This window comes from Pedobacter folensis, from assembly GCF_056490665.1.
This window is the reverse complement of sequence record NZ_JBWJIF010000004.1, coordinates 664,875-688,102: the sequence shown is the minus strand read 5'-3', so window position 1 is coordinate 688,102 and position 23,228 is coordinate 664,875. Positions and strand designations below refer to the sequence as shown.

The 23,228-nt window shown below is 39.4% G+C and carries 17 protein-coding genes; 16 read left to right on the top strand and 1 reads right to left on the bottom strand.

Annotated features, from left to right (window positions below):
- Positions 1 to 247 precede the first annotated feature (247 nt).
- The 14 genes from AC04QZ_RS22540 to sov all read left to right on the top strand — a co-directional run bounded on the left by AC04QZ_RS22540 (position 248) and on the right by sov (position 21,618).
- Positions 248 to 1,204, top strand: coding sequence for an NAD(P)H-dependent flavin oxidoreductase (locus AC04QZ_RS22540; protein ID WP_478359558.1), 957 nt, complete (start codon positions 248 to 250; stop codon positions 1,202 to 1,204).
- Between the two features lie 51 nt (positions 1,205 to 1,255).
- A complete protein-coding gene (locus tag AC04QZ_RS22535) occupies positions 1,256 to 1,570 on the top strand; it encodes an acylphosphatase (RefSeq protein ID WP_478359557.1) in 315 nt (104 codons plus the stop codon).
- Positions 1,571 to 1,648: 78 nt separating this feature from the next.
- Positions 1,649 to 3,136, top strand: coding sequence for an oligosaccharide flippase family protein (locus tag AC04QZ_RS22530; protein ID WP_478359556.1), 1,488 nt, complete (start codon positions 1,649 to 1,651; stop codon positions 3,134 to 3,136).
- Positions 3,137 to 3,205: 69 nt separating this feature from the next.
- Positions 3,206 to 3,637 carry a dUTP diphosphatase gene (gene dut / locus AC04QZ_RS22525; RefSeq protein WP_478359555.1) on the top strand — a complete coding sequence of 144 codons (432 nt, stop codon included), beginning with the start codon at positions 3,206 to 3,208 and terminating at the stop codon, positions 3,635 to 3,637.
- A gap of 60 nt (positions 3,638 to 3,697) precedes the next feature.
- Entirely contained in the window at positions 3,698 to 5,395 is a 1,698-nt protein-coding gene (locus AC04QZ_RS22520) for a tetratricopeptide repeat protein (protein WP_478359554.1), read from the top strand.
- On the top strand, positions 5,373 to 6,164 hold the full coding sequence (gene lolB1 / locus AC04QZ_RS22515; protein ID WP_086548094.1) for a lipoprotein insertase outer membrane protein LolB1: 792 nt from the start codon (positions 5,373 to 5,375) through the stop codon (positions 6,162 to 6,164). The genes AC04QZ_RS22520 and lolB1 overlap by 23 nt, the downstream gene beginning before the upstream one ends.
- 185 nt (positions 6,165 to 6,349) lie before the next feature.
- Complete coding sequence (locus tag AC04QZ_RS22510) at positions 6,350 to 7,645, top strand: murein hydrolase activator EnvC family protein (RefSeq protein WP_086548093.1); 1,296 nt, start codon at positions 6,350 to 6,352, stop codon at positions 7,643 to 7,645.
- A gap of 47 nt (positions 7,646 to 7,692) precedes the next feature.
- On the top strand, positions 7,693 to 8,052 hold the full coding sequence (locus AC04QZ_RS22505; protein ID WP_086548092.1) for a Sec-independent protein translocase subunit TatA/TatB: 360 nt from the start codon (positions 7,693 to 7,695) through the stop codon (positions 8,050 to 8,052).
- A gap of 10 nt (positions 8,053 to 8,062) precedes the next feature.
- Positions 8,063 to 8,263: a Sec-independent protein translocase subunit TatA/TatB gene (locus AC04QZ_RS22500; RefSeq protein WP_029287719.1), complete on the top strand. Its 201-nt coding sequence runs from the start codon at positions 8,063 to 8,065 to the stop codon at positions 8,261 to 8,263.
- An 18-nt stretch (positions 8,264 to 8,281) separates the two neighbouring features.
- Positions 8,282 to 9,700, top strand: coding sequence for an Asp-tRNA(Asn)/Glu-tRNA(Gln) amidotransferase subunit GatA (gene gatA, locus AC04QZ_RS22495; RefSeq protein WP_478359553.1), 1,419 nt, complete (start codon positions 8,282 to 8,284; stop codon positions 9,698 to 9,700).
- A gap of 208 nt (positions 9,701 to 9,908) precedes the next feature.
- Positions 9,909 to 11,312, top strand: coding sequence for a lytic transglycosylase domain-containing protein (locus AC04QZ_RS22490; protein WP_478359552.1), 1,404 nt, complete (start codon positions 9,909 to 9,911; stop codon positions 11,310 to 11,312).
- Positions 11,313 to 11,500: 188 nt separating this feature from the next.
- Positions 11,501 to 13,816 (top strand): NADP-dependent malic enzyme, encoded by a 2,316-nt coding sequence (locus AC04QZ_RS22485; RefSeq protein WP_086548089.1) that lies wholly within the window; start codon positions 11,501 to 11,503, stop codon positions 13,814 to 13,816.
- A gap of 6 nt (positions 13,817 to 13,822) precedes the next feature.
- Positions 13,823 to 14,407: a Holliday junction branch migration protein RuvA gene (gene ruvA, locus AC04QZ_RS22480; RefSeq protein ID WP_086548088.1), complete on the top strand. Its 585-nt coding sequence runs from the start codon at positions 13,823 to 13,825 to the stop codon at positions 14,405 to 14,407.
- Between the two features lie 11 nt (positions 14,408 to 14,418).
- The gene (gene sov / locus AC04QZ_RS22475) at positions 14,419 to 21,618 is read left to right on the top strand and encodes a T9SS outer membrane translocon Sov/SprA (protein WP_478359551.1); all 7,200 of its coding nucleotides are present in this window, start codon (positions 14,419 to 14,421) and stop codon (positions 21,616 to 21,618) included.
- Positions 21,619 to 21,626: 8 nt separating this feature from the next.
- On the opposite strand, the gene AC04QZ_RS22470 is transcribed toward sov, so the two are convergent.
- Positions 21,627 to 22,043, bottom strand: a complete 417-nt coding sequence (locus AC04QZ_RS22470; RefSeq protein WP_478359550.1) for a hypothetical protein — start codon at positions 22,041 to 22,043, stop codon at positions 21,627 to 21,629.
- A 235-nt stretch (positions 22,044 to 22,278) separates the two neighbouring features.
- Here AC04QZ_RS22470 and gcvH point away from each other — a divergent pair, with 235 nt between their 5' ends.
- Both gcvH and AC04QZ_RS22460 read left to right on the top strand, forming a co-directional pair.
- Positions 22,279 to 22,659: a glycine cleavage system protein GcvH gene (gcvH, locus tag AC04QZ_RS22465; RefSeq protein ID WP_086548085.1), complete on the top strand. Its 381-nt coding sequence runs from the start codon at positions 22,279 to 22,281 to the stop codon at positions 22,657 to 22,659.
- Between the two features lie 7 nt (positions 22,660 to 22,666).
- Complete coding sequence (locus AC04QZ_RS22460) at positions 22,667 to 23,068, top strand: VanZ family protein (protein ID WP_478359549.1); 402 nt, start codon at positions 22,667 to 22,669, stop codon at positions 23,066 to 23,068.
- Positions 23,069 to 23,228: the final 160 nt, after the last annotated feature.

The following is a 23,228-nucleotide window of genomic DNA, read 5'->3' as shown; positions in this document are numbered from 1 at the left end:
ATTCTTTGAGTGACCATTAAAAATGGTTTGTTTTAAGGTGTCATTTGATCTCAACAAAAATTATAATGTCATTTAATCCTTGTACATTAAAAAAACTTATTTTTAATGTACAATATACTTGTTTCATTTTTTTTAATGCGACTTTAGCTTTTAACATTAAAAATCTTAAATTTTAGAATTGTACAGAATACTCTCAGAATAATAGATGCTTCTAATTTGTCATCCATTTATAAAGTAAATATTTTCGATGAATCCAATCTGTAAACTTTTCAATATTAAATACCCTATTATTCAGGCCGGAATGGTTTGGTGTAGTGGCTGGAGATTGGCATCGGCAGTTTCGAATGCAGGAGGACTTGGTATTATTGGAGCGGGTTCCATGTATCCTGATGTTTTAAGAACGCATATCCAGAAGTGCAAGTTAGCTACCGATAAACCCTTTGGTGTTAACATTCCATTGCTCTACCCCAATATTCAGGAAATTATAGATGTAGTAATCGAAGAGAAAGTAAAAATTGTATTTTCTTCTGCCGGTAATCCTGCCACATGGACCAGTTTTTTAAAAGAAAAAGGTATTACTGTAGTTCATGTAATTGCGAATACAAAATTTGCCATAAAAGCGCAGGAAGCCGGCGTGGATGCCATTGTTGCTGAAGGCTTTGAAGCAGGTGGGCACAATGGGAGGGAAGAAACCACCACCATGTGTTTAATCCCGATGATAAAAGAGGCGGTTAAAATTCCGGTTGTCGCTGCTGGTGGTATCGGGAGTGGAAAGGCTATGCTGGCTGCATTTGCATTAGGTGCCGATGCCGTTCAGATTGGTTCGGCCTTTGCTGTTGCCGAAGAATCATCTGCCCATCCGGCGTTTAAAGATAAAATTATTGCGGCTGCTGAAGGCGATACTAAGCTGGCCATGAAAAAACTGGTTCCGGTGCGCTTGCTAAAGAATGAATTTGCTGATGCGGTATCGGTGGCAGAAGCTGAAGGCGCAGATCGAAACCGCTTAATGGAGCTTTTGGGCAGAGCAAGGGCAAAAGCCGGTATGTTTGAGGGCGATATGGAAAACGGAGAACTCGAAATCGGTCAGGTTTCAGCGATGCTGAGTGAAATTAAACCTGCAAAAGAAATCCTTGAAGAAATATGGTTGGGTTTTAGCTCCGAAATACAAAGATTTAACCGTTTACAAAACGAATTGGACTTATAAACATAGCGATACACAATTGCTTTACTAACTTTGCAGTATTAAAAGTTTAACATGATCGAAAAAGATGTAAAGTCCCCTTCAGGGGATTTAGGAGTGAAACACCTCAATATAACGATAACAGGTAAAGTGCAGGGCGTTGGCTTTAGGGAAACTACAAAAATTATTGCCAACCAAATGATGGTAACGGGTTTTGTAAGGAACGAAAAAGACGGATCGGTTTACATCGAAGCGGAAGGCGAAAATGTTTTTCTGGAAGAATTTGTAAACTGGTGCCACGAAGGACCCGACCGTTCGCGTGTAGAAAATGTGACGGTAAGCGATGGCGAAGTAAAAAACTATCGTAATTTTGAAATCTTAAGGAAATAAATTGCTGAATTGTTGGATTGCTATACTGTTCCGCTCAGGAGCTTATCTCAATACGCAGTACTCAAATCTCAATCGTAAATGTCTGTATATAAAAAGTTTCTTGGGCAAACAATGGTTTATGGTATCAGCACCATTGCCTCCCGATTACTCAATTTCATATTAACACCAATATTTACCCGAAGTTACGGTGCAAGTGCATTAGGTGTTTTTACCAAAATGTATGCTTATGCCTCTATGATCAATGCCATATTGGCCTTTGGAATGGAAACTACTTTTTTTAGATACCTCAATAAACACGAAGACAAAAAACAGCAGGTTTACAACAATTCTTTTCTGATCGTTGCTTTTATCTCAACATTCTTTTTAATTACTGGTCTTGTTTTTACCGAACCGATAACCAAATGGTTGTTAAATAGTAACATGTCACACTATCAGGATCAAAAAAGATATGTGCAGTATTTTCTCTGGCTCTTGTTTTCGGATGCCATTTGTGTAATTCCTTTTGCCAGGATCAGGGCTGATGGAAAACCTTTCAGGTATAGTATCATTAAATTTGTGAATATCTTAAGTTATGTACTCTTAAGCCTGTTTTTTATTTATGGTATTCCACTAATTATTAAACACGATTTACCTGGCGCATCCTTTTTTCAAAACTGGTTTCGCGATAAATGGGTTGGATATGTGTTTATTGCCAATCTGGTCGCCAGTGCACTAACCTTTTTGCTTTTAGTACCAGAATTTTTAAAGGTTCAGTTTAAATTTGACCGCGATCTGTTTAAAAAAATGCTTTCTTACAGCTGGCCTGTTTTGATCGCAAATTTATCTTTCATTGTCAATGAAAATCTGGACAAAATACTTTTGGATAAATACACGACCGAAGCAGAAGTAGGTATTTATGGCGCTGTTTGTAAATTGGCCATATTCCTGAGTATTTTCAATATGGCTTTTAGACTGGGTGCTGAGCCATTTTTCTTCAGCTATGCTAAAAATGAAAATGCAAAGGTTACTTATGCAAAAATTCTAGAGTATTTTGTAATTGCACTTTCCATTCTTTTTGTGGCACTCACTGCCAATATCGAAATCCTGAAATACTTTATCAGTCGCGATGCAAAACACCTGGCCGAATATTGGGTCGGTTTACCCGCAGTGCCTTATTTACTGGTGGGATATGTGTGTTTAGGCATTTATATGAACCTGTCGATCTGGTACCGATTATCTGATCAAACGAGGTTTGGATTGTACATTTCTTTAATTGGGGCCTTTATTACCATTGTATTCAATATGATATTGATTCCAAAGTTTAGCTACATGGGCTCGGCCTGGGTTTCGATGGCTACCTATGGAACAATGATGATTATTTCTTATATCCTCGGACAGAAATATTACCCGATTCCCTACAACCTGAAAAAGATTTTAGCCTACTTAATCATTTCCATCATACTGGTATTCTCTTCGTTTTTTGTATTTAACAGAAACATTTATATTGGTAATGCCATGTTAATTGTTTTTGTTGCAGGCATTGCTTATTTCGAAAAGAATGATTTAATGAAAATATTGAAGAGGTAGACGGCTAAAGGGTTTAAGGCTTCTGATTTTACCTAAAATCTCATATCTCCAATCTCAATTCTAATAAAAATGGAAATAAAAATTATCAGTACATCCGAACACCCACTGCCACAATACGAAACTGCACATGCAGCTGGCATGGACCTGAGGGCGGCAATAACTGAAGAAATAATACTGAAACCTTTGCAAAGATTACTGGTGCCAACAGGTTTGTTTATTGAATTACCGGTTGGCTACGAAGCACAGATCAGGCCCAGAAGTGGCTTGGCCTATAAACATGGTATTAGCATTGTAAATGCACCTGGCACAATTGATGCCGATTACCGTGGCGAAATAAAAGTTTTATTGGTAAATTTATCAGATACAGATTTTAAAATCGTTAATGGCGATAGAATTGCACAAATGGTTGTGGCAAAACACGAAACCGTTAGCTGGCAAACTGTTGAACAATTAGGGGAAACTGCCCGCGGAGAAGGTGGTTACGGACATACGGGGAAGTAGTCCGCAGTCCTGAGTCAGAAGTCTTTAGTCAGGAGTTAATTTTTGGATGGATAAAATAACATGAAATACAAAGTACATTTTCTTGTAGGAGCGACGTTAATGGGCTTCCAGGCTTTTGGGCAGGGAGCGGTTACGCCAAGCAACAATCGTGATAGCAATATGGTAAAACAATTGTTTTTTGCGGGCCTGCGGGAGAAAATGTCTGAAAATTATGTTGTGGCCTCTACCAATTTCAATAAAATTGTCGGCCTGGACCCAAATAACCATGCGGCCTATTTCGAGCTCGCCAATGCAAACCTGCGTTTAGATAAACTTTCAGAAGCGGAACAAAATATAAAACAGGCAATTAAATTAAATGCAGGCAATTTATGGTACTGGCGCTTACTTGGTGAGGTATATAAACGCACCAATAAAATGCCCGAACTCATCGAGGTGTTTAATCAGTTGATCCGCCTAGATCCCGAAAACGATGCTTATTATTTTGATAAAGCCAATGCGCAGTTTTTAGCCAATCAGCTCGATGCCGCAAAAAAAACCTATGAGGAGATCCAGGCTAAATTTGGAGAATCGAGAGATTTAGTGAACGCGAAAAAACGCCTGCAATCGAATGGAAATGCCACCGAAAGTGATATTGTTAAATTACTGGAAGGCAATCAGGCTGATGTAAAGAACTACCTGTATGCTGCAGGTTTACTTTTGCAGAAAGGAAATGATCCGGAAGCCTTAAAGGTGTTAACCAAAGCACAACAACTTGAACCCCATAATTTTGAGGTGAACCTGGCTTTGGCCGATATTTACCGCAGGCAAAAAAATGATGAAGCTGCATTTTCTTCCTTAAAATTAGCTTTCGAAAGCAATGAAATGCCACTTACTGAAAAGGTGAAGATTATTGCGGCACTTTTTCCAAAACTTAATCAGCCTATTGTTGCTAAAAATGTAACCGAACTGAGTAAACTGGTGGCTGAAAAAAATCCGGCTGAAGCAAAAGCATTGGCGCTTTATGGCGACGTACTTTATCAGCAGAACAATTTAAAAGAGGCATTGACTCAATATCAGGCTGCTTTAAAACTTAACGAACAGGTTTATGTCGTTTGGGAGCAGGTCATTAATATCCAAACACTATTGGGGCACTATGAGGAAGCCATAAAGGTTGGTGATGAAGCTTTAAGCATTTATCCCAATCAGGCCAGCTTGTACTATTATATGGCTTATGCCTTGTTTAAAACAGGCAAATACGAGCCTGCCCAAAGCAATTTAAAAACTTCACTACAGTTAGATGTGGAGAATAAAAGCCTGCAGGCACAGATCTATGCTCTACAGGGCGATATCTACATCAACCAGAATAATTTTCCCCTGGCTAAAACCGCTTTCGAAAAAGCCATTTCAACCGAGCCCGATAATTATCTCATCATGAATAATTATGCTTACTATCTGGCGTTAAGAAATGACGACCTAACCAAGGCAGCGAAATATGCAGAAACAGCGGCCAATGCAATGCCTAATAATTCCTCAATTGTAGATACCTATGCCTTTATTCTGTTTAAACAGCAAAAATACGATCTGGCGAAAACGTGGATCGAAAAGGCTTTGCAAAACAATAGCAGTAAAAATGGTGTTTACTTGGAGCGATACGGCGATATACTTTTTATGAAAGGTGAAAAGGATGCAGCATTAATCCAATGGCAAAAAGCAAAAGAGGCTGGAAACGGATCAGAAGTATTAATTAAAAAGATAAATGAAAAGAAGTATTTTAAATAGCGCATTCCTGTTAGGAGCTGTAATTTTTGTTTCGGCATGTAAACCTAAAAAAGAAATTGTAGTGGCTCCCCCTACTAAAACAGAAACCAAAACTGATAATTCGAAAGCAGAAGCCCTAACCTTATTAAATAGCAAACAACTTAAATTTAATACACTTTCTTTAAAAGCAAAAGCAACTTTAGATATTGCCGGCGATGCAAATGATGTAACCATGAATTTCAAGATGAAAGATAAGGAAACCATTTGGGTGAGCATTACTGCATTAGGTGGAATGGCAGAGGTGGCAAGAGCCTTGATTACGCCTGACAGCATCAAGATCATGAACCGGATGAAAAGCGAATACCTAAAAAAACCATTTAGTTACATTTACAATTTCACCAATAAACAGGTTAATTTTAATACCCTACAGGCCATTTTAACGGGTAATGCCATGGGCGAGTTTTTAACGGCAGAATCTGATGTTAAACAAGAAAATGGTGTTTGGGTCGTCTCTGGAAGCAAATCGGAGTTAGATTACAAATTGCTTTTTAACACGCTTTTCAAAGTGTCAGAAACCAATTTAAATGACGCTAAAAACGGTCAGGCTTTAAAAGTAACCTATACTGATTATCAAAAATTAAATGAATCATTATTTCCTAGTGCATTGCAGATCAAAACACTATCTAAAGCAAAGAAAATAAACATCGACTTACAATTTGTAAAAATTGATGGCAATGTTCCGGTCGATTTTCCGTTTAGTGTACCAAAGAGATTTGCGGTTGTAAAGTAAAATAGAACTCATTACTTATTTTAGCTAATTGATTTGCCAGGGGTAGATACTGTATAGGTATAGCGGCTCTGGCAATCTTTGTTGTGCATGAAGATTGAGTGAAGACAGTTCTGTAATAAGCAATTATGACTTTAGTATCTCGATTTTAATATTTTTTACTACAAAATTTTTATACTTTTGGCTTAATGAAGCTACAAAAACTCCTATTTATCCTTTTTTTAAGCGTGTTAACCCTTTCGGCGGTTGCACAAACTGAAAGTCAGCTCAGAAGGAAAAAAGAAGCTATACAACGCGAAATCGAACAGCTTCAAAAGAATTTGAATAAAACTGCCAGTGGTAAAAAGCTTACTATACAGCAGATTAATACGATAAATGCCCAGATTAGGTTGCGCCAGGATAAAATCGGCACCATCAACTCTGAAATAAAAAATCTGGATAACCAAATCTCTCAGAACACAAATACCGTACATACGTTGCAAGGTCAGTTAGGCGATCTTAAAAAAGAATATGCCGGCATGATCCGTTTTGCCCAGCGCAACAGAAATTCGTACGATAAAATGATGTTCATTTTTGCAGCGAAGGATTTTAATCAGGCTTATAAAAGAATAAAGTATTTACAGCAGTTTAGTCAATACCGTAAAAAACAGGCTGGTTACATTGAAAATACCCAGCAAGACCTGAATGGTAAAATTAAAGTGCTGGATAAAACACTTAGAGAAAAAAGTGACCTGTTGAAGGAACAGGAAAGAGAGCGTGAACGTTTAAGTAAAGATAAAAATAAACAATCAGTAGAATTAAACAAGCTGAGTAAAGACGAAAGGCAGTTTAAACAAGATATTACCAGCCGTAAAAAACAGCAGGCGCAGATAGACAGGGCCATTAGTGCTGCTATTCAGCGGGCAATTGAAGAAGCCAGAAGGAAAGCCGCTGAAGAGGCCAGAAGAAAAGCAGCTGAAGAAGCAAGGATAGCGGCGGCAAAAGCCAAGGCTGAAAATAAACCTGTACCTACAGCACCAGCTACGCCAACGGCTAAAGCAAAATCGACAGGAGAATTGCTTACTGCAACACCAGAGGCAGCGCGGTTATCGGCAGGTTTTGAAAATAACAGGGGAAGGTTACCTTGGCCGGTAGCCACAGGAACAATAACCGAAAGGTTTGGTATGCATAAGATCGATCAGGCCAGTTACACCAATGATGGTGTAGATATTACTACAACAGACGGGGCGGCGGTTAGAGCGGTATTTGCAGGTAAGGTTGCAGCTGTTCAGGTAATGATGGGTAGGACAGTAGTTTTGATCAACCATGGCGAGTACTTTACGGTATATCAAAACCTAAAATCGGTCAGTGTGAGCGTAGGTAATTCTGTTGATACCAAACAAACCATTGGGGTTGTAGCCAACACCGGCGATGATGCTGTACTGAAGTTTCAGATCAGAAGAGGGCAGGCAGCTTTAAATCCAGAAGCGTGGATTAGTAAATAAACTTAAGACAACTTAAAATGTCTATATTTGTATAAATTATATTAGTGATGTATCAAGGCACGTTATTAGAGTTTTTAAACATGGGTGGATCAGAGATCGTACTCATTTTAGTGGTCGTTCTATTGTTGTTCGGGGGTAAAAAATTACCTGAACTTGCCAGAGGACTAGGGAAAGGGATCAGAGAATTCAAAGATGCCTCTGATGGTGTGAAGCGTGAAATCCATAGGAATATCAATGCCATGGATTTAGATAAAGAAGAAGCAGAAGAAACAGCGGTAAACCATAGTCAGCGCCATCATCCGACAGAAGAACCTTCTGTTGATGAAAAGGCAGAGGCAAGTGCAACCCATACAGAAGCCAGCACGCCTGTTGACGAAAAAATTATAACTGACAAAGAAAAAGTTTAAACAAAAAGTTATGTTAAATACAACAATAGCAGCAATGCTTGGAACGCCAGAAATTATCATTATTGCGGTAGTGGTATTGTTATTATTTGGTGGTAAAAAAATTCCTGAACTAATGAGAGGTTTAGGTAAAGGTGTTAAAGAATTTAAAGATGGTAAAGATGGTGTTGATGGAGAACAAGTAGATCCGTCAAACCGTGATAAAACCGTTTAATTGCAATAATTTTTAGTTTTGAAGAAATACAGCTCTCTTAAAGAGATTCAAGCACTCATTTCGCAAAAGCAATTAACTTTACCCGATTTATTAGCTTATTATTTTAAGCAAATTGAAAATAATGAACACCTCAATGCATTTAATGAGGTGTTTTTTTTATCGGCCGAAGTTCAGGCAAAAGCGATACAGCAAAAAATAGAAGAAGGTAAGCAAGGTAAACTTGCAGGGATGGTTATTGGTATTAAAGATAATATCTGTTACAAAGACCATATCGTTACTGCATCGTCAAAAATGCTCGAAGGCTTTGTATCTCCATATTCTTCTACAGTTGTGCAACGATTGTTACAGGAAGATGCCATTATTATTGGTCGTTTAAACTGTGATGAGTTTGCTATGGGCGGCTCAAATGAAACTTCATACTATGGGGTTGCTAAAAATGCGGCAAATCCCGACCTTGTTCCAGGTGGGTCTTCAGGTGGATCAGCTGTAGCGGTTCAGGCCGATATGTGTTTGTCTGCGCTAGGAACTGATACCGGTGGTTCGGTAAGACAGCCAGCAGCATTTTGCGGGCAAATCGGTCTTAAGCCTACTTATGGGCGTATCTCAAGGTACGGTGTTATTGCCTATGCTTCCTCTTTCGATCAGGTGGGGCCAATCACCTCTTCAGTAGAAGATGCTGCTTTGCTTTTGCAGGTCTTAGCTGGCGAAGATGATTATGATTCTACCGTTTCTCCGGTTCCAGTACCCGATTATCCTGATCATTTAAACGAGCATAAAAAACAAAAAATAGCAGTATTAAAGGAAACGATTGAGAGCGAAGCCCTCGATCCTGAAATCAAATCAGCTATTTTAAAATCAATCGAGCAGCTCAAAGCAGATGGACATACAGTTGAGTATGTTTCTTTTGATTTGCTGGATTATCTGGTTCCGGCTTATTATATCTTAACAACGGCCGAAGCCTCTTCAAATCTTTCGCGTTATGATGGCGTTCATTACGGACATCGTAACCTGGAAGCGAAATCGCTGAACGAACTTTATAAGTTATCCCGTGCAGAAGGTTTTGGTGAAGAAGTAAAACGCCGCATCCTTTTAGGTACTTTTGTTTTAAGTGCAGGCTATTACGATGCTTATTATCAAAAAGCACAGCAGGTTCGCCGGTTAATCAGAGAAAAAATGGATGTTTTGTTCCAGGATTATGATTTAATTCTTTCTCCTGTGGCACCAACAGCCGCTTTTAAAATCGGCGATAATGTTCAGGACGCAATTGTGATGTACATGGCCGATATTTTTACCGTGTTACCTTCTTTAAGTGGAAATCCGGCTATTGCCTTGCCAATAGGCAATAATACAGAAGGTTTACCGTTAAGTATACAATTTACAGCCAAACATTTTGAGGAAGATAAGCTTCTGGCTTTTTCTCAGGCATTTTTATCATAGTTTTATCGTCATTGCGAAGTACGAAGCAATTTAATGTAAAAAAGCATTATCGTTAAGTATGGCAATGGCATTTCATTAGCTGTTTTCCAGGCATTGTCTGGGAGGTTCGCAGGTTCTTATTTTAGTTCCCTATGGAAAGAAGAAAGGATTTGTACAAAGGTTTGTGGGAACACCAGCCACGGCTAATGAAAATTTGAACCAATAGCCCATGATTAAAAAATTACTTTTTGCTTCAATTTGTGCATGCTTAGGATACATTTCTTCCTCTTCCGCGCAACAAACACTCAAACTGGATAGTCTTCCGAAGATTCACAATAACATCTTTATCAATACCGATACGGTAGCTGTACCGGTTGTTTCAGAGAACCCGTTAAGCATGGGCCAGAATTTTATCTATAAACTCAGGCTCGATTCTATTGCGAAAACGGTACCCCTTCCGTATAACGAGTACGTTCAGCAGTATATCGATATTTATGCCAAGCGTAAAGATATGTTCGGGAAAATGATTGGCTTGTCGAGTTATTACTTCCCTATTTTTGATAAAGCCTTAAAAGATTATAACATTCCGCAGGAAATAAAATATTTAACCATCGTCGAATCGCAGATGAATCCGCATGCCATTTCGAGAGTTGGGGCAACAGGGATCTGGCAGTTTATGTTCGGCACGGGTAAGGCTTATGGCCTGAAGATGGATAATTTTGTGGACGAACGCAAAGATCCGATTCAGGCGAGTTATGCAGCGGCAGCCTATTTTAGAGATGCTTTTGAAGAGCTAGGCGATTGGCTGTTGGCCATTGCCGCCTATAACTGCGGAAAGGGTAATGTTAACCGGGCGATTGATAAAGCTGGCTCGAGGGATTTTTGGGTGATCAGGCAATTTTTACCTAAAGAAACCAGAAATTATGTGCCGGCATTTATTGCTGCGGTTTACGTAATGAATTATTCGGGCAAACATCAGATTACCGCGCAAGCCTCAAGCATGTTTTTAAAAACCGATACGGTTCAAACGACTCGCTTCGTTTCGCTGTCTACACTCGCAAAGGTGTTAAATGTTGATGAAGCAGCCATTATGGCCTTAAACCCATCGTACAAGAAAAAGATCGTGAATGGCACAGATGATGAACCCAAGCGTATTGTGATGCCTAAGTTAAGGGATATCGATTACGCCGGAATTTACGATGTGTTAAATAATCAGGAAGTGGAGGTGAACATGAAAGTGGTGGCCGCCAGTACTGATGATGTAAGAGATTTAAGAAAGAAAAAAACCAAAAGTATCGCTACAACCGCTGTAGTTTACCATAAAGTTACCTCCGGACAAAGTTTGACAACTGTTGCCGATAAATATGGTGTAGAGGTACAGGATTTAAGGGTTTGGAACGGTTTAAAAAACAAAACCCTGGTGCCTGGACAAAAATTAAAAATCTATGCCAAAAACCGTACACCGTTAAAAGCACCATCGTCGTTCTTGAGTTACAAAGTTAAAACAGGCGATACCTTGTCTGAAATTGCCGAGAAATTTGACGGTGCAACCGTTCAGAGTATCAGAAGAGATAACCGTTTATCCAAAGCCGGTTTGCAAGTTGGTATGATCCTGAAAATTAGCAGGGGCTAATACGGAAACGAAACAATTGCGCTTATTTCTTGATCAGGTAATTTGAAATGGTATCATAAACCTGGTTTAATCCATTGCTGCAACAGGCAGCTTAATGTCGCGTCTTATTTAACTTTTTTGAAGGGCTTTTTATTTTATGCCTCATAAAAAGAATTGTACCTTTGCCCCCGTCACTAATAAGTTACGTAATGAGTAAGACCACTAGAAAGCAAGATGCGCTTGATTACCACTCGCAAGGCCGTCCAGGAAAGATACAAGTAGTACCCACAAAACCTACAACATCGCAAAGAGATTTAACTTTAGCGTATTCCCCTGGCGTTGCAGAGCCGTGTTTGAAGATTGCAGAAAATAAAGAAGATGTTTATAAATATACCGCAAAGGGCAACCTGGTTGCGGTAATCAGTAACGGTACAGCCGTTTTAGGTTTAGGCGATATCGGTCCGGAAGCCGGAAAACCAGTAATGGAAGGAAAAGGTTTGCTTTTCAAGATCTTTGCTGATATTGATGTATTCGATTTAGAGTTAGACACCAAAAATGTTGACGATTTTGTGAAAATCGTGAAGGCTTTAGAGCCAACATTTGGTGGTGTTAACTTAGAAGATATTAAAGCGCCAGAATGTTTCGAAATTGAGCGTCGCTTAAAGGAAGAAATGAACATTCCGGTCATGCATGATGATCAGCACGGTACAGCGATTATTTCAGCTGCGGCATTGCTGAACGCCTGCGAAATCTTCAAGAAAAAAATGGATAAGATTAAAATTGTAGTTAATGGTGCTGGTGCCGCTGCAATTTCTTGTACCAAACTTTATGTTTCTTTGGGCGCTAAAAAAGAGAACATCATCATGTGTGATCGTTCTGGTGTGATCCGTAAAGACCGTGAAGTACTTGATGAGATTAAAGCTGAATTTGCTACAGATAGAAAAATCAGCACTTTGGCCGAAGCCATGAAAGATTCTGACGTGTTTATCGGTCTTTCATCAGCCGATTGTGTTACCGCAGAAATGTTAACTTCGATGGCCAAAAACCCAATCGTTTTTGCAATGGCCAATCCTAATCCCGAGATTGCCTACGAACTGGCGATCAAAACCCGTAAAGATATTATTATGGCTACAGGCCGTTCTGATTATCCGAACCAGGTAAATAACGTTTTAGGTTTCCCTTATATTTTCCGTGGTGCGCTTGATGTTCGCGCAACAGGTATTAACGAGCCGATGAAAATCGCTGCCGTTAAAGCCATCGCAGAATTGGCTAAAAAATCGGTTCCAGAGGCTGTAAACTTAGCTTACAATGCCCGTAACCTTAAATTCGGTAAAGAATATATTATTCCAAAACCTGTCGATTTTAGGTTAATTACAGAGGTTTCTATCGCGGTAGCCAAAGCAGCCATTGAAAGTGGCGTGGCCCGTAAAATTATTACCGATTGGGATGCGTATAGCGAAGAATTAAGAAAACGTTTAGGTTTGGATGATGCCATTATGCGTGCCATTACCACCAAAGCTAAAACAGATCCAAAAAGAGTTGTATTTGCCGAAGCTGATAATTACAAAATTTTAAAAGCAGCGCAGATTGTTAACGACGAGAATATCGCCATTCCAATCCTTTTAGGAAATAAAGATAAAATACAGGCGATTATTGATGAGCACGGTTTGGAGTTAGAAGGTGTAGAGATCATCGATCAGATGCAGAATCCTGATAAAACCAAACAATATGCCGAGGCGCTTTATCAAAAACGTCAGCGTAAAGGGGTTTCTCTAACTGATGCCACTAAATTATTGAGAGACCGTAACTATTATGGTGCATCGATGGTTGAGTTTGGCGAAGCCGATGCCATGATTTCGGGTCTGACCAAAAATTATGGATCGACCATTAAGCCTGCTTTACACGTAATTGGTGTTGATCCAAGTGTGAAACGTGTTGCGGGTATGTACATGATGATGACCAAAAAAGGTCCGGTTTTCTTCGGAGATACCACAGTAAACGTAGATCCAACAGCAGAAGAGCTGGTAGATATTACTTTATTGCTTGATAAATCTGTTAAGCAGTTTAACATCAAACCCCGCATTGCTTTATTATCTTATTCAAACTTTGGTTCGAACGATGGGGTAACACCAAATAAAGTAAGGGAAACAGTTAAACTTTTGCATAAAAATCATCCGGAGGTAATTGTAGATGGAGAGATGCAGGGAAACTTTGCCATCAACAACGAACTGTTAAAAGATAATTTTCCATTTAGTACCCTGGCAGATGCTCCAGCTAACACTTTAGTGTTCCCAAATCTCGAATCAGGAAACATTGCATACAAATTGTTACAAGAGTTAGGCGGTGCCGAAGCGGTTGGTCCGATCCTGCTTGGACTGAATAAACCTGTTCATATTGTTCAATTAGGTAGTTCTGTACGCGAAATCGTCAATATGGTTACCATTGCTGTTGTAGATGTGCAAGCAAAAGAAGAAATTGCAACATCGAAACGAAAAGGTATATTTGGAAAAACAACTAAAAAGTAGAATTACATGTACGCCTATATTGATGGTAAATTGACATTCAAAAACCCGGCATATGTTGTGGTTGAAGCCGGAGGTATAGGCTATCATATAAACATTTCTTTAAATACATACAGCGCTTTGGGCGATGCAGAAAGGTGTAAACTATACACCTGGCTGCATGTAAAAGAAGATGCACATACATTATACGGCTTCGCCGATGAAGGCGAACGCCGTTTATTTTTACACTTAATATCGGTATCGGGAATTGGACCAAATACAGGTAGAATGATTTTATCATCGATTACACCTATAGAAATCCAGACCGCGATTGTTAAAGCAGATTTACCCCTAATTCAACGGATTAAGGGCTTAGGAGCTAAAACGGCACAACGCCTGGTTTTAGAACTCCAGGATAAACTAAAAAAAGAAGGGGCAGACTCGTTAATTTCTATGCCTCAACACAATACTGTTAAAGATGAAGCGTTATCAGCATTGGTAATGCTCGGATTCGCCAAACAAACCGCCGAAAAAACTATAGACCAGATTTTAAAAGTGACAGAGGGAACACTTTCGGTAGAGCAACTAATTAAACAAGCTTTAAAAACTTTATAGATCTACTGCCTTTGAAGAGAATATCTACATTTCTGTTTCTCATCCCTCTTTTTTTAATTGCTTCTCAAAACGCTTTCTCCCAAGTTGTTCCAAGCAAAACGGATACCATTACGCCAAAAAATAATTTTGGTTTACGCGAAAAGGAACGTTTAGGACTTAGCCCGGCCGTTAATCCATTTTCTCCTGCGCCCAGTAATTTAAAGCGTGTGGTAGAATACGATGCCAAGAATAAACGTTATGTGGTAAAGGAATTAATTGGTGAAAAATTTGTTTTAAATACACAATATTTAACGATCGATGAATACCAGCGATTGGTTAACAGTGAGATAAAACGCGGTAACTGGCGGAGTATTTCAAATGCAGAGGTAAGTGATTATAGAAGCACAGGTATCATTCCCCAGATTCAGGTAAACAGTAAAGCTTTCGAAAAATTATTCGGTGGAACAACCATCGATATACAGCCCCGCGGGGAAGCCGAGCTCACCTTTTTAGGCCGGGTAAATAAAAATGAAAACCCGCTTTTTAACGAACGACAAAGGGTACAGACCAATTTCGATTTTAACCAGAGGATACAAATGGATCTGGTGGGTAACATTGGAACTAAATTAAAAATCAAAAGCAATTACAATACCGAGGCCCAATTTGATTTCGAAAACCAGATCAAACTCGATTATACCGGCGGACCAGATGATATTATCCAAAAAATTGAAGCGGGTAACGTAAGCTTGCCTTTAAATACCTCTTTAATTACCGGAACACAGGCCCTTTTCGGGATTAAAACACAGTTGAAATTCGGACGCTTAAATGTAACAAGTGTTTACACCCAGCAGAAATCCGAATCGAGGGAAATTAAGATTACCAACGGGGCGCAGCAAAATACCACTACCGTAAATATCGATAGCTACGAGGCTAACAAACACTATTTCCTGTCACAATATTTCAGGAACAACTACAACAAAAATCTGGCTAACGCACCCATTATCACTTCGCCGATACAGATTACTAAAATTGAGGTTTGGATTACCAATAAGGCCGGTAATACTACTGATTCGCGAGATGTATTGGGTTTGATGGATTTGGGCGAAAATGCGCCTTTTAATACTTCTTTGCTTACGGGTGGTACTTCAGGTTTGCCAGCGGGAACGACCGCAACGGGTTTTTCGCAACAATCGAATAATTTGATTGCGCAATTAAATGCTTATCAGGGTGGCGCGATAAGGCAAACCAATTCTAACGCCGTACTCTCTTTCTTCCAGACAACGCCAGCCAATAGCAGCAATACCGATAACTTTGCCAAACTGATCTACGCCCGGAAATTAAACGAACGGGAGTTTACTTTTCAGCCGCAACTGGGTTATTTATCACTAAACAACCCTTTAAATTCCGATGAGGTTTTAGCTGTTGCTTACCGCTATACTTATAATGGGGTAGAATACCAGGTGGGTGAATTTTCTACCGACGTTTCTTTTGATGCGGCTAATCCGAAAGTGCTTTACGCTAAATTGCTAAAGAACGAAACCACTAAAATCAAACTTCCTACCTGGGATTTGATGATGAAAAATATCTACTCTATTGGGGGATATCAGATCAGCAGTCAAAATTTCAAACTCGATATTTACCGCATTGATAATGAAACCGGTGTGGATAATCCGGTAATGACCGAAGGACAAAATACGGCGAATAAACAGTGGATTGCCTTAACTGAATTCGATCGCTTAAATCAGCAAAATGAACGTAAACCCGATGGGATTTTCGATTTTGTGGCCGCAAATAATGCCTTTGGTTCGTACTCAACGGCGAGCAATGCCAATCAGGCCAGCATGTTTGGGGTAGGCAGCAACGGGCAAACCTCGTTGGTAACCAATACCAATTCGGGTTATATCACCATCGACCCGGCAAACGGCAGGATTATCTTTCCGGTAATTGAACCTTTCGGTAAAGATTTAGCTGCCAGATTTTTGCCCAGCGAACAGGCATTAATTAATAAATATACTTTTACAGCGCTTTACGATTCGACGCAGACTATTGCCAAACAGTTATTTCAAAACCAGAACCGGTATATCATTAAGGTAAATTACCAATCCGATATTTCTTCTGAATTTAGTTTGAATGCCATAAATGTTCCCGAAGGATCGGTAAAGGTTTTTGCAGGAACCATGCCATTAACTGAAGGCATAGATTTTACGGTTGATTATCAAGGTGGCCGGGTGAGCATTATCAACCAGGCACTGTTGGTATCTGGCCAGCCGATTCGGATAACTACAGAAAACAATGAACTTTTTGGTCTGCAGCAACGCTCGCTTTTTGGAACCCGTTTAGATTACCGGGTTAACAACAAGCTAAACCTGGGTGGTACCATCATGAACTTAACCGAGAAACCTTTAACGCAAAAGGTAAACATCGGCGAGGAACCCATTTCGAATACCATTTGGGGAGCAGATATTAACTACAGTTCGCCATCAAGGTTTTTAACCAAATTGGTTGATAAACTCCCTTTCCTTTCTACGAAGGCACCTTCGAGTGTGACGTTTTATGGAGAGTTTGCACAATTGATTCCAGGGCATCCAAGGGCATTAAATTTTGCAGGCAGTAAAAATGGGGTAAGTTATTTAGATGATTTCGAGGCATCCAGATCGGTAATCGATTTAAAAAGTGCCATTGCCTGGCAGTTATCGGGCACTCCCCAGCTTTTCGCCGAACATGATAAATCTAACGATTTAACCTATGGTTACAACCGGGCAAGAATCGCATTTTATAACATCGATCCTACTTTTTATAACTCTGCGGCATCTACTACTCCAGCCAATATCAGGAACAACCGGGCCGAACTTTCTAATCACTACGTAAGAGAAGTAATTGAACAGGAAGTTTTCCCGTTTAAAGAAACAGCAACCGGACAAGCCTTAAATATTACCACTTTCGATGTGGCTTACTACCCAACCGTTAGGGGGCCGTATAACTTCCGCCCGACAGATTTCAGGCCAGACGGAACATTATTGCAGCCCAAAAATAACTGGGGAGGTTTCCAGCGAAAAATCGAAACCAACGATTTTGAAGCCTTAAATGTGGGCTTTATTGAGTTTTGGGTAATGGACCCCTTTATTTATAAACCGAATTCGGCAGGTGGTGATATGTATTTCAACCTGGGTAATATTTCGGAAGATATTCTAAAAGACGGTAGAAAATCGTTAGAAAATGGTTTGCCAGCAACAAACGATCCAAGTAAATACGAGGAAACTGCATGGGGGCGTGTTCCCAAATTGCAGCCCGTAGTACAGGCTTTTGATAATAATGCCAATTCGCGTCGTGCACAGGACGTCGGTTTGGATGGACTAGCAGATGCAGACGAAAAGGTAAAATTTGCTGCGGCAATTACACAAATTAAATCGCAGTTAAATGCCACAGCTTCTGCCGCACTTGATGCCGATCCTTCATCAGATAATTATGCCTATTTCAGAGGTCCGGCCTTAGATCAGATTAATGCAGGTATTCTTAAACGTTACGAAAAATATAACGGAACGGAAGGAAACTCTAAAACTTCACAGCAGTCGCAGGAAGAATTAGGACTTGAAAACTCTGCCTCTACTTCTTTACCCGATGGAGAAGACATCAACCGCGATAATAACATGACGCAAAGTGATGAGTATTTTCAGTATAAAGTTTCGATGCGCCCGGGTGATTTAAATGTGGGTCAGAATTTTATTACCGATAAAGTAACTTCGCAGGTAAAACTGGCCAATGGAAATACACAGGCAGTTTCATGGTATCAGTTCAGAATCCCAATTGGTCAGTATCAGGACAGAGTAGGCGGTATCCAGGATTTTAAATCCATCCGTTTCTTCAGGATGTTTATGACCAATTTCGCTGATACTGCCGTTATGCGTTTTGCAAAGTTGCAGCTGATCCGTGGAGAGTGGAGAGAATACAACGCTGCGAATGAAGCTGCACAGGTAATCGTCGATCCATCATTGCCGGCACTTACGCCTGATAATTCTACAATTGAAGTCTCGACAGTAAACATCGAAGAAAATGGAAAACGTTCACCAATCCCATACGTTACCCCTCCGGGCATTCTTCGTGAGCGTGACTATAGCAACTATCGTGGCGATACGCGTTTAAATGAGCAATCGTTATCGGTTATTGTAAAATCATTAAGAGATGGTTATGGCAGGGCCGCATTTAAAACAGCCTATAGCGATTTCAGATCTTACAAACATTTAGAAATGTTTATCCATGCCGAGGCCGTTAACAATCAAATTTTAAATGATAATGATGTTTCCGCATTCTTAAGAATCGGAACTGATAATCAGGATAATTATTACGAATATGTAATCCCGTTAAAGGTGACCAATCCGGGTACCAGCGATCCTGACGCCATTTGGCCGGAAGCCAACAGAATGGATATCGATTTAACACTTTTCCAGAATGCGAAGCTGGCCCGTAATGTAGCTAAACAAGCTAACGGACAACCCTGGCCAACAAATGTTCCATTTACCTATACCGATGGAGCAAGAACCATTGTCGTTAAAGGGCAGCCTGATATGAGCAAGGTTAGGGTGTATATGGTGGGGATTAAAAATCCGCTCCGTGCCGCTAATGATGAGCAGAATGATGACGGACTGGATAAAAATGCACTGGTTTGGTTTAACGAGTTGAGGTTAACCGAATTTGATGAAAAAGGCGGCTGGGCAGCTACAGGAAGATTGAATTTAAAACTAGCCGATTTTGCAGATGTAAATATTTCCGGAAGTAAATCGACCATTGGTTTTGGTTCTATCGATTCGAAAGTGAGCGAACGTAACCGTGCCGATAATGTATTGCTTGATGTTTCTTCTGCCATGGAGTTAGGTAAGTTCCTGCCACAAAAATCGGGTGTGAAAATTCCAATGTTTGTGAGTTACTCTAAACAGGTTTCTACCCCACAGTATAATCCAAGAACACCAGATATCGAGCTCAAAAATGCTTTAGCGCAATCGACAAAAGAACAAAAAGATTCCATTTTAAATTTTGCACAGGATTATACCGTTAGAAGAGGTATCAACTTTACCAACGTTAGAAAAGAACGGACCAATAATAGTAAACCTGTCCGCCTTTGGGATATTGAGAATTTTGCAGCAAGTTATGCTTATACCCAATACAATCATCGCGATTTTATTAACCAGAGCAGCATTCAGAATACCTACAGGGCATCATTACAGTACAGTTATTCTAAAGAAGCTAAAACGATAGCACCGTTCGAAAAAATTATAAAGTCGAATATGCTGGCTTTATTGAAGGATTTTAACTTCAGTATTTTCCCGAGCGCCATTAACTTCAGGATTGATGTAGACCGTTTGTATTCAGAAAATACTTTACGAAATAACGATCCGAATAATACCATTGGGGTTTACCAAAGCGGTTATGGTACCACCTTTAATAAAAACTTTACCATGAGCCGGATTTATGGTATTGCCTGGAACCTTACCCGTTCGCTACAGTTAGATTTTAATGCCACAAATTATTCGATCATCGATGAACCGGATGGAAGATTAGACGGTTTAAAACGTGATACGGTTTGGCAAAATTTAAAACGTTTAGGACGCACCACCGATTATAACCACAATTTAAACGTTACTTATAACCTGCCAATTGATAAAATACCAGGGCTAAACTGGATTACCGTAAAAACCCGTTATGGTACCAACTTTAACTGGCAAACCGAGCCGCTTTCTACCTTGCGCGATCCGAATATTAATTTGGGTAATACCGTACAGAACAGCAGAACGGTACAGATCAATCCAACTTTAAACCTAACTACTTTATACAATAAGTTTGGTTTTATCAGAAGTGCGGGGAACGATCAGGAGGGAAGTGGCGCAAAGAAATTTTTTATTAACCTGTTAACGAGTGTAAAAAATGTTAATGCCAGCTTTGTGCAAACCAAAGGTATTTTCTTGCCGGGTTATTTGCCAACCACAAAGTATTTTGGTATTGATAATGCAACCGGCGCACCGGGTTTAGGTTTTGCTTTCGGAAGTCAGCGCGATATTCGCGATATGGCCTTAAACAATGGATGGCTAACCACCGATACCTTGCAGAATCAGCTGTATGTAAACACACTCAGAGAAGATTTTCAACTTACCGGACAGGTAGAACCATTTAAAGATTTACGGATTACACTAAAGGCCAATAAAGCGCAGACAAGAAACTTTTCGACCAATTTCAGGTATGTAGCCAGTGTATCATCGTTCGAAAACTTAAGTGCCATTACTACCGGCGATTATAGCGTATCATACATTGCTTTAGGTACAGCATTTAAAGAGAATAATTCAACAGTAATTTCGGGCTTGTTTAATCAGTTTATGGCCAATAGGATGATTATTTCCAGAAGATTGGGTGCTCAAAATCCAAATTCAGGCGGTGTAAATGGTGGTTTTGCCGATGGTTACAGCAAAGAAAGCCAGGATGTAATTATCTCTGCTTTTATGGCTGCCTATTCGGGTAAAGATGCAGGCAAGACAAAAATGAATGCCTTTCCTAAAATTCCACTGCCAAACTGGAGTTTAACTTATAGTGGCTTAACCCGTATTCCTTTTATCGCCGATAAGTTTTCATCTGTCGATATCAGACATGGTTATCGCTCTGCCTACAATATTAATGGCTTCAACTCCTTATTGCGTTATCAGGAAACCAATGGCGCGGTTAGCAGCAGAGATGTAAATAATAACTTCTTACCAGAATACCAGTTTGCACAGGTAACCATTTCAGAATATTTTTCTCCTTTGGTTGGTGTGGATACCAGGTTTAAAAATAACCTGACGGCTTCATTCGAATTAAACCGTTCACGTTTATTGGGATTGAGTTTATCTAACAGTCAGCTGGCGCAGTTATCAGAAAACAATATGGTGTTAGGATTGGGCTACCGTACCAATAAATTCCGTTTCCCGTTTGGATGGTTTAAAAGCCTGAAAATGGATAACAACATGGATTTCAAACTGGATGTAGCTATTCGCGATAATAAAACCGTTATTTACCGGGCTGATGTGACCGAAGCCGAAGTTTCTTCAGGAGCAAAGAACATTACCTTAAGGCCAAGTGTAGATTATGTGCTGAATCAGAAATTTAACATCAAATTGTTTTACGATTCGAATATTACAAAGCCTTATACTTCGCAAACCTTTAATACTTCGTTCAGTAATTTCGGGTTTAGTTTAAGGTTTACATTGAATTAATAAATTGCTTAAGAAGATAAAGCCTTGGCCTTTTGTGCGGAGAATAATCTGCTAAATAGATATGCAGTTAAGAACATGGGGGCGTAACTGAACAGCAAATAATCAAAACTTTTAAAATGCATGGCCCCGCTGATCAGCAAATAGAACAGAAAGATAACAATCGAATGCGCTATCGGCCGGTCATTTATAAATCTTTTATAACCCGATTTTTCGATCAGGTAATGATTTATCGTCATCACTGCTGCAATTATAGCGACAAAGATAAATAGATGGGTAAAGGTAAGGTTGAAATTAAAACTATAATTAAGCGGTTTGATGAGCATGATCAATCCAATATAGGTGAATCCGATGGCCATGGTTACCGGAACGGAAACAAGTAGTGTGGCAAGGCATACTTTTAAAGTGTGAATTTGTGCAGGTTTCATGTTGAGCGTTAATTTGTTAGGTGAATATAAAGATTTTTACTGAATCTGTTTAATCTGAACAATTGCCAATTCGGAAGTTCATTATGAAATGCAACATTAAACCTTTTTACAATAAGTTAATTGGCCAGGCATTGCGATATGTTAAACTAAATTGTATTTTTGGCGGGTAAACGTCAGGAAACGTTTAATGCATACAAGCTTAATAAAACAAGAAAATTAATATAACTTACAAACCATGAATTTTCCATCAGAATTAAAATACACTAAAGACCACGAGTGGGTTAAAGTTGAAGGTAACGAAGCTATTATCGGTGTTACTGATTTCGCTCAGCGCGAATTAGGTGATATTGTTTATGTTGATATCAATACGGTAGGTAGCGAAGTAGCAAAAGAAGAAGTTTTTGGTACGGTAGAAGCGGTTAAAACAGTGTCTGATTTATATATGCCAGTTACAGGTACGGTATTAGAAGTTAATGCTGAATTAAACGATAATCCTGAATTGGTAAATTCTGATCCTTACGGAAAAGGTTGGATGGTAAAAGTATCTTTAGCTGATTTAGCTGAAGTAGAAGATTTATTATCAGCAGAAGCTTACCAGGAATTGGTTGGCGCTTAATTATTATATGTTATACAAAGCACTGAAACAACAAAAATGGGCCATATTCTGGACTATTGTCGTTTTGGTGCTTTGTAATATTAAAATGCCCGATTCTGAGGGGCAAGGCTTTTTTTTCGAAGGCTTTGATAAAATGACCCATATGGGTTTTTTCTTTGTTTTATCCGTGCTGCTCTTCTACGGCAAAATCAGATACCAGCATAATTTCGCTTTCAGAACATTAACCATTTTTAAAATATTGCTCATCAATGCCATCATTGGTGGCGGAATTGAATTGTTGCAATGGAAAGTTTTTACCTACCGCTCAGCAGAATGGTGGGATTTTGGCTGCGATATGTTAGGCGCATCAATGGCCGTTTTTAGTTATGTATTGCTTCATAAATTAAATTTCAATGAAAACAAAAGTTAGCATCATCTGTGTAATTGTGGCCATAGGTTTAAGCGGATGCAGTATTTTTAAAAAAAACTGCAACTGCCCAAAAGTATATTACAAAAGTTATCCTTCACCACAAAAATAATCCCCTTTCTGACCGACCTTCCCTTTAGATCAGATCTCCTTCCTGAAAAGC

Excerpts from the sequence above, each read along its gene's own strand:
- AC04QZ_RS22540 (WP_478359558.1), top strand. The coding sequence starts at position 248 with ATGAATCCAATCTGTAAACTTTTCAATATTAAATACCCTATTATTCAG.
- AC04QZ_RS22535 (WP_478359557.1), top strand. The coding sequence starts at position 1,256 with ATGATCGAAAAAGATGTAAAGTCCCCTTCAGGGGATTTAGGAGTGAAA.
- AC04QZ_RS22530 (WP_478359556.1), top strand. The coding sequence starts at position 1,649 with ATGTCTGTATATAAAAAGTTTCTTGGGCAAACAATGGTTTATGGTATC.
- dut (WP_478359555.1), top strand. The coding sequence starts at position 3,206 with ATGGAAATAAAAATTATCAGTACATCCGAACACCCACTGCCACAATAC.
- AC04QZ_RS22520 (WP_478359554.1), top strand. The coding sequence starts at position 3,698 with ATGAAATACAAAGTACATTTTCTTGTAGGAGCGACGTTAATGGGCTTC.
- lolB1 (WP_086548094.1), top strand. The coding sequence starts at position 5,373 with ATGAAAAGAAGTATTTTAAATAGCGCATTCCTGTTAGGAGCTGTAATT.
- AC04QZ_RS22510 (WP_086548093.1), top strand. The coding sequence starts at position 6,350 with ATGAAGCTACAAAAACTCCTATTTATCCTTTTTTTAAGCGTGTTAACC.
- AC04QZ_RS22505 (WP_086548092.1), top strand. The coding sequence starts at position 7,693 with ATGTATCAAGGCACGTTATTAGAGTTTTTAAACATGGGTGGATCAGAG.
- AC04QZ_RS22500 (WP_029287719.1), top strand. The coding sequence starts at position 8,063 with ATGTTAAATACAACAATAGCAGCAATGCTTGGAACGCCAGAAATTATC.
- AC04QZ_RS22490 (WP_478359552.1), top strand. The coding sequence starts at position 9,909 with ATGATTAAAAAATTACTTTTTGCTTCAATTTGTGCATGCTTAGGATAC.
- AC04QZ_RS22485 (WP_086548089.1), top strand. The coding sequence starts at position 11,501 with ATGAGTAAGACCACTAGAAAGCAAGATGCGCTTGATTACCACTCGCAA.
- ruvA (WP_086548088.1), top strand. The coding sequence starts at position 13,823 with ATGTACGCCTATATTGATGGTAAATTGACATTCAAAAACCCGGCATAT.
- AC04QZ_RS22470 (WP_478359550.1), bottom strand. The coding sequence starts at position 22,043 with ATGAAACCTGCACAAATTCACACTTTAAAAGTATGCCTTGCCACACTA.
- gcvH (WP_086548085.1), top strand. The coding sequence starts at position 22,279 with ATGAATTTTCCATCAGAATTAAAATACACTAAAGACCACGAGTGGGTT.
- AC04QZ_RS22460 (WP_478359549.1), top strand. The coding sequence starts at position 22,667 with ATGTTATACAAAGCACTGAAACAACAAAAATGGGCCATATTCTGGACT.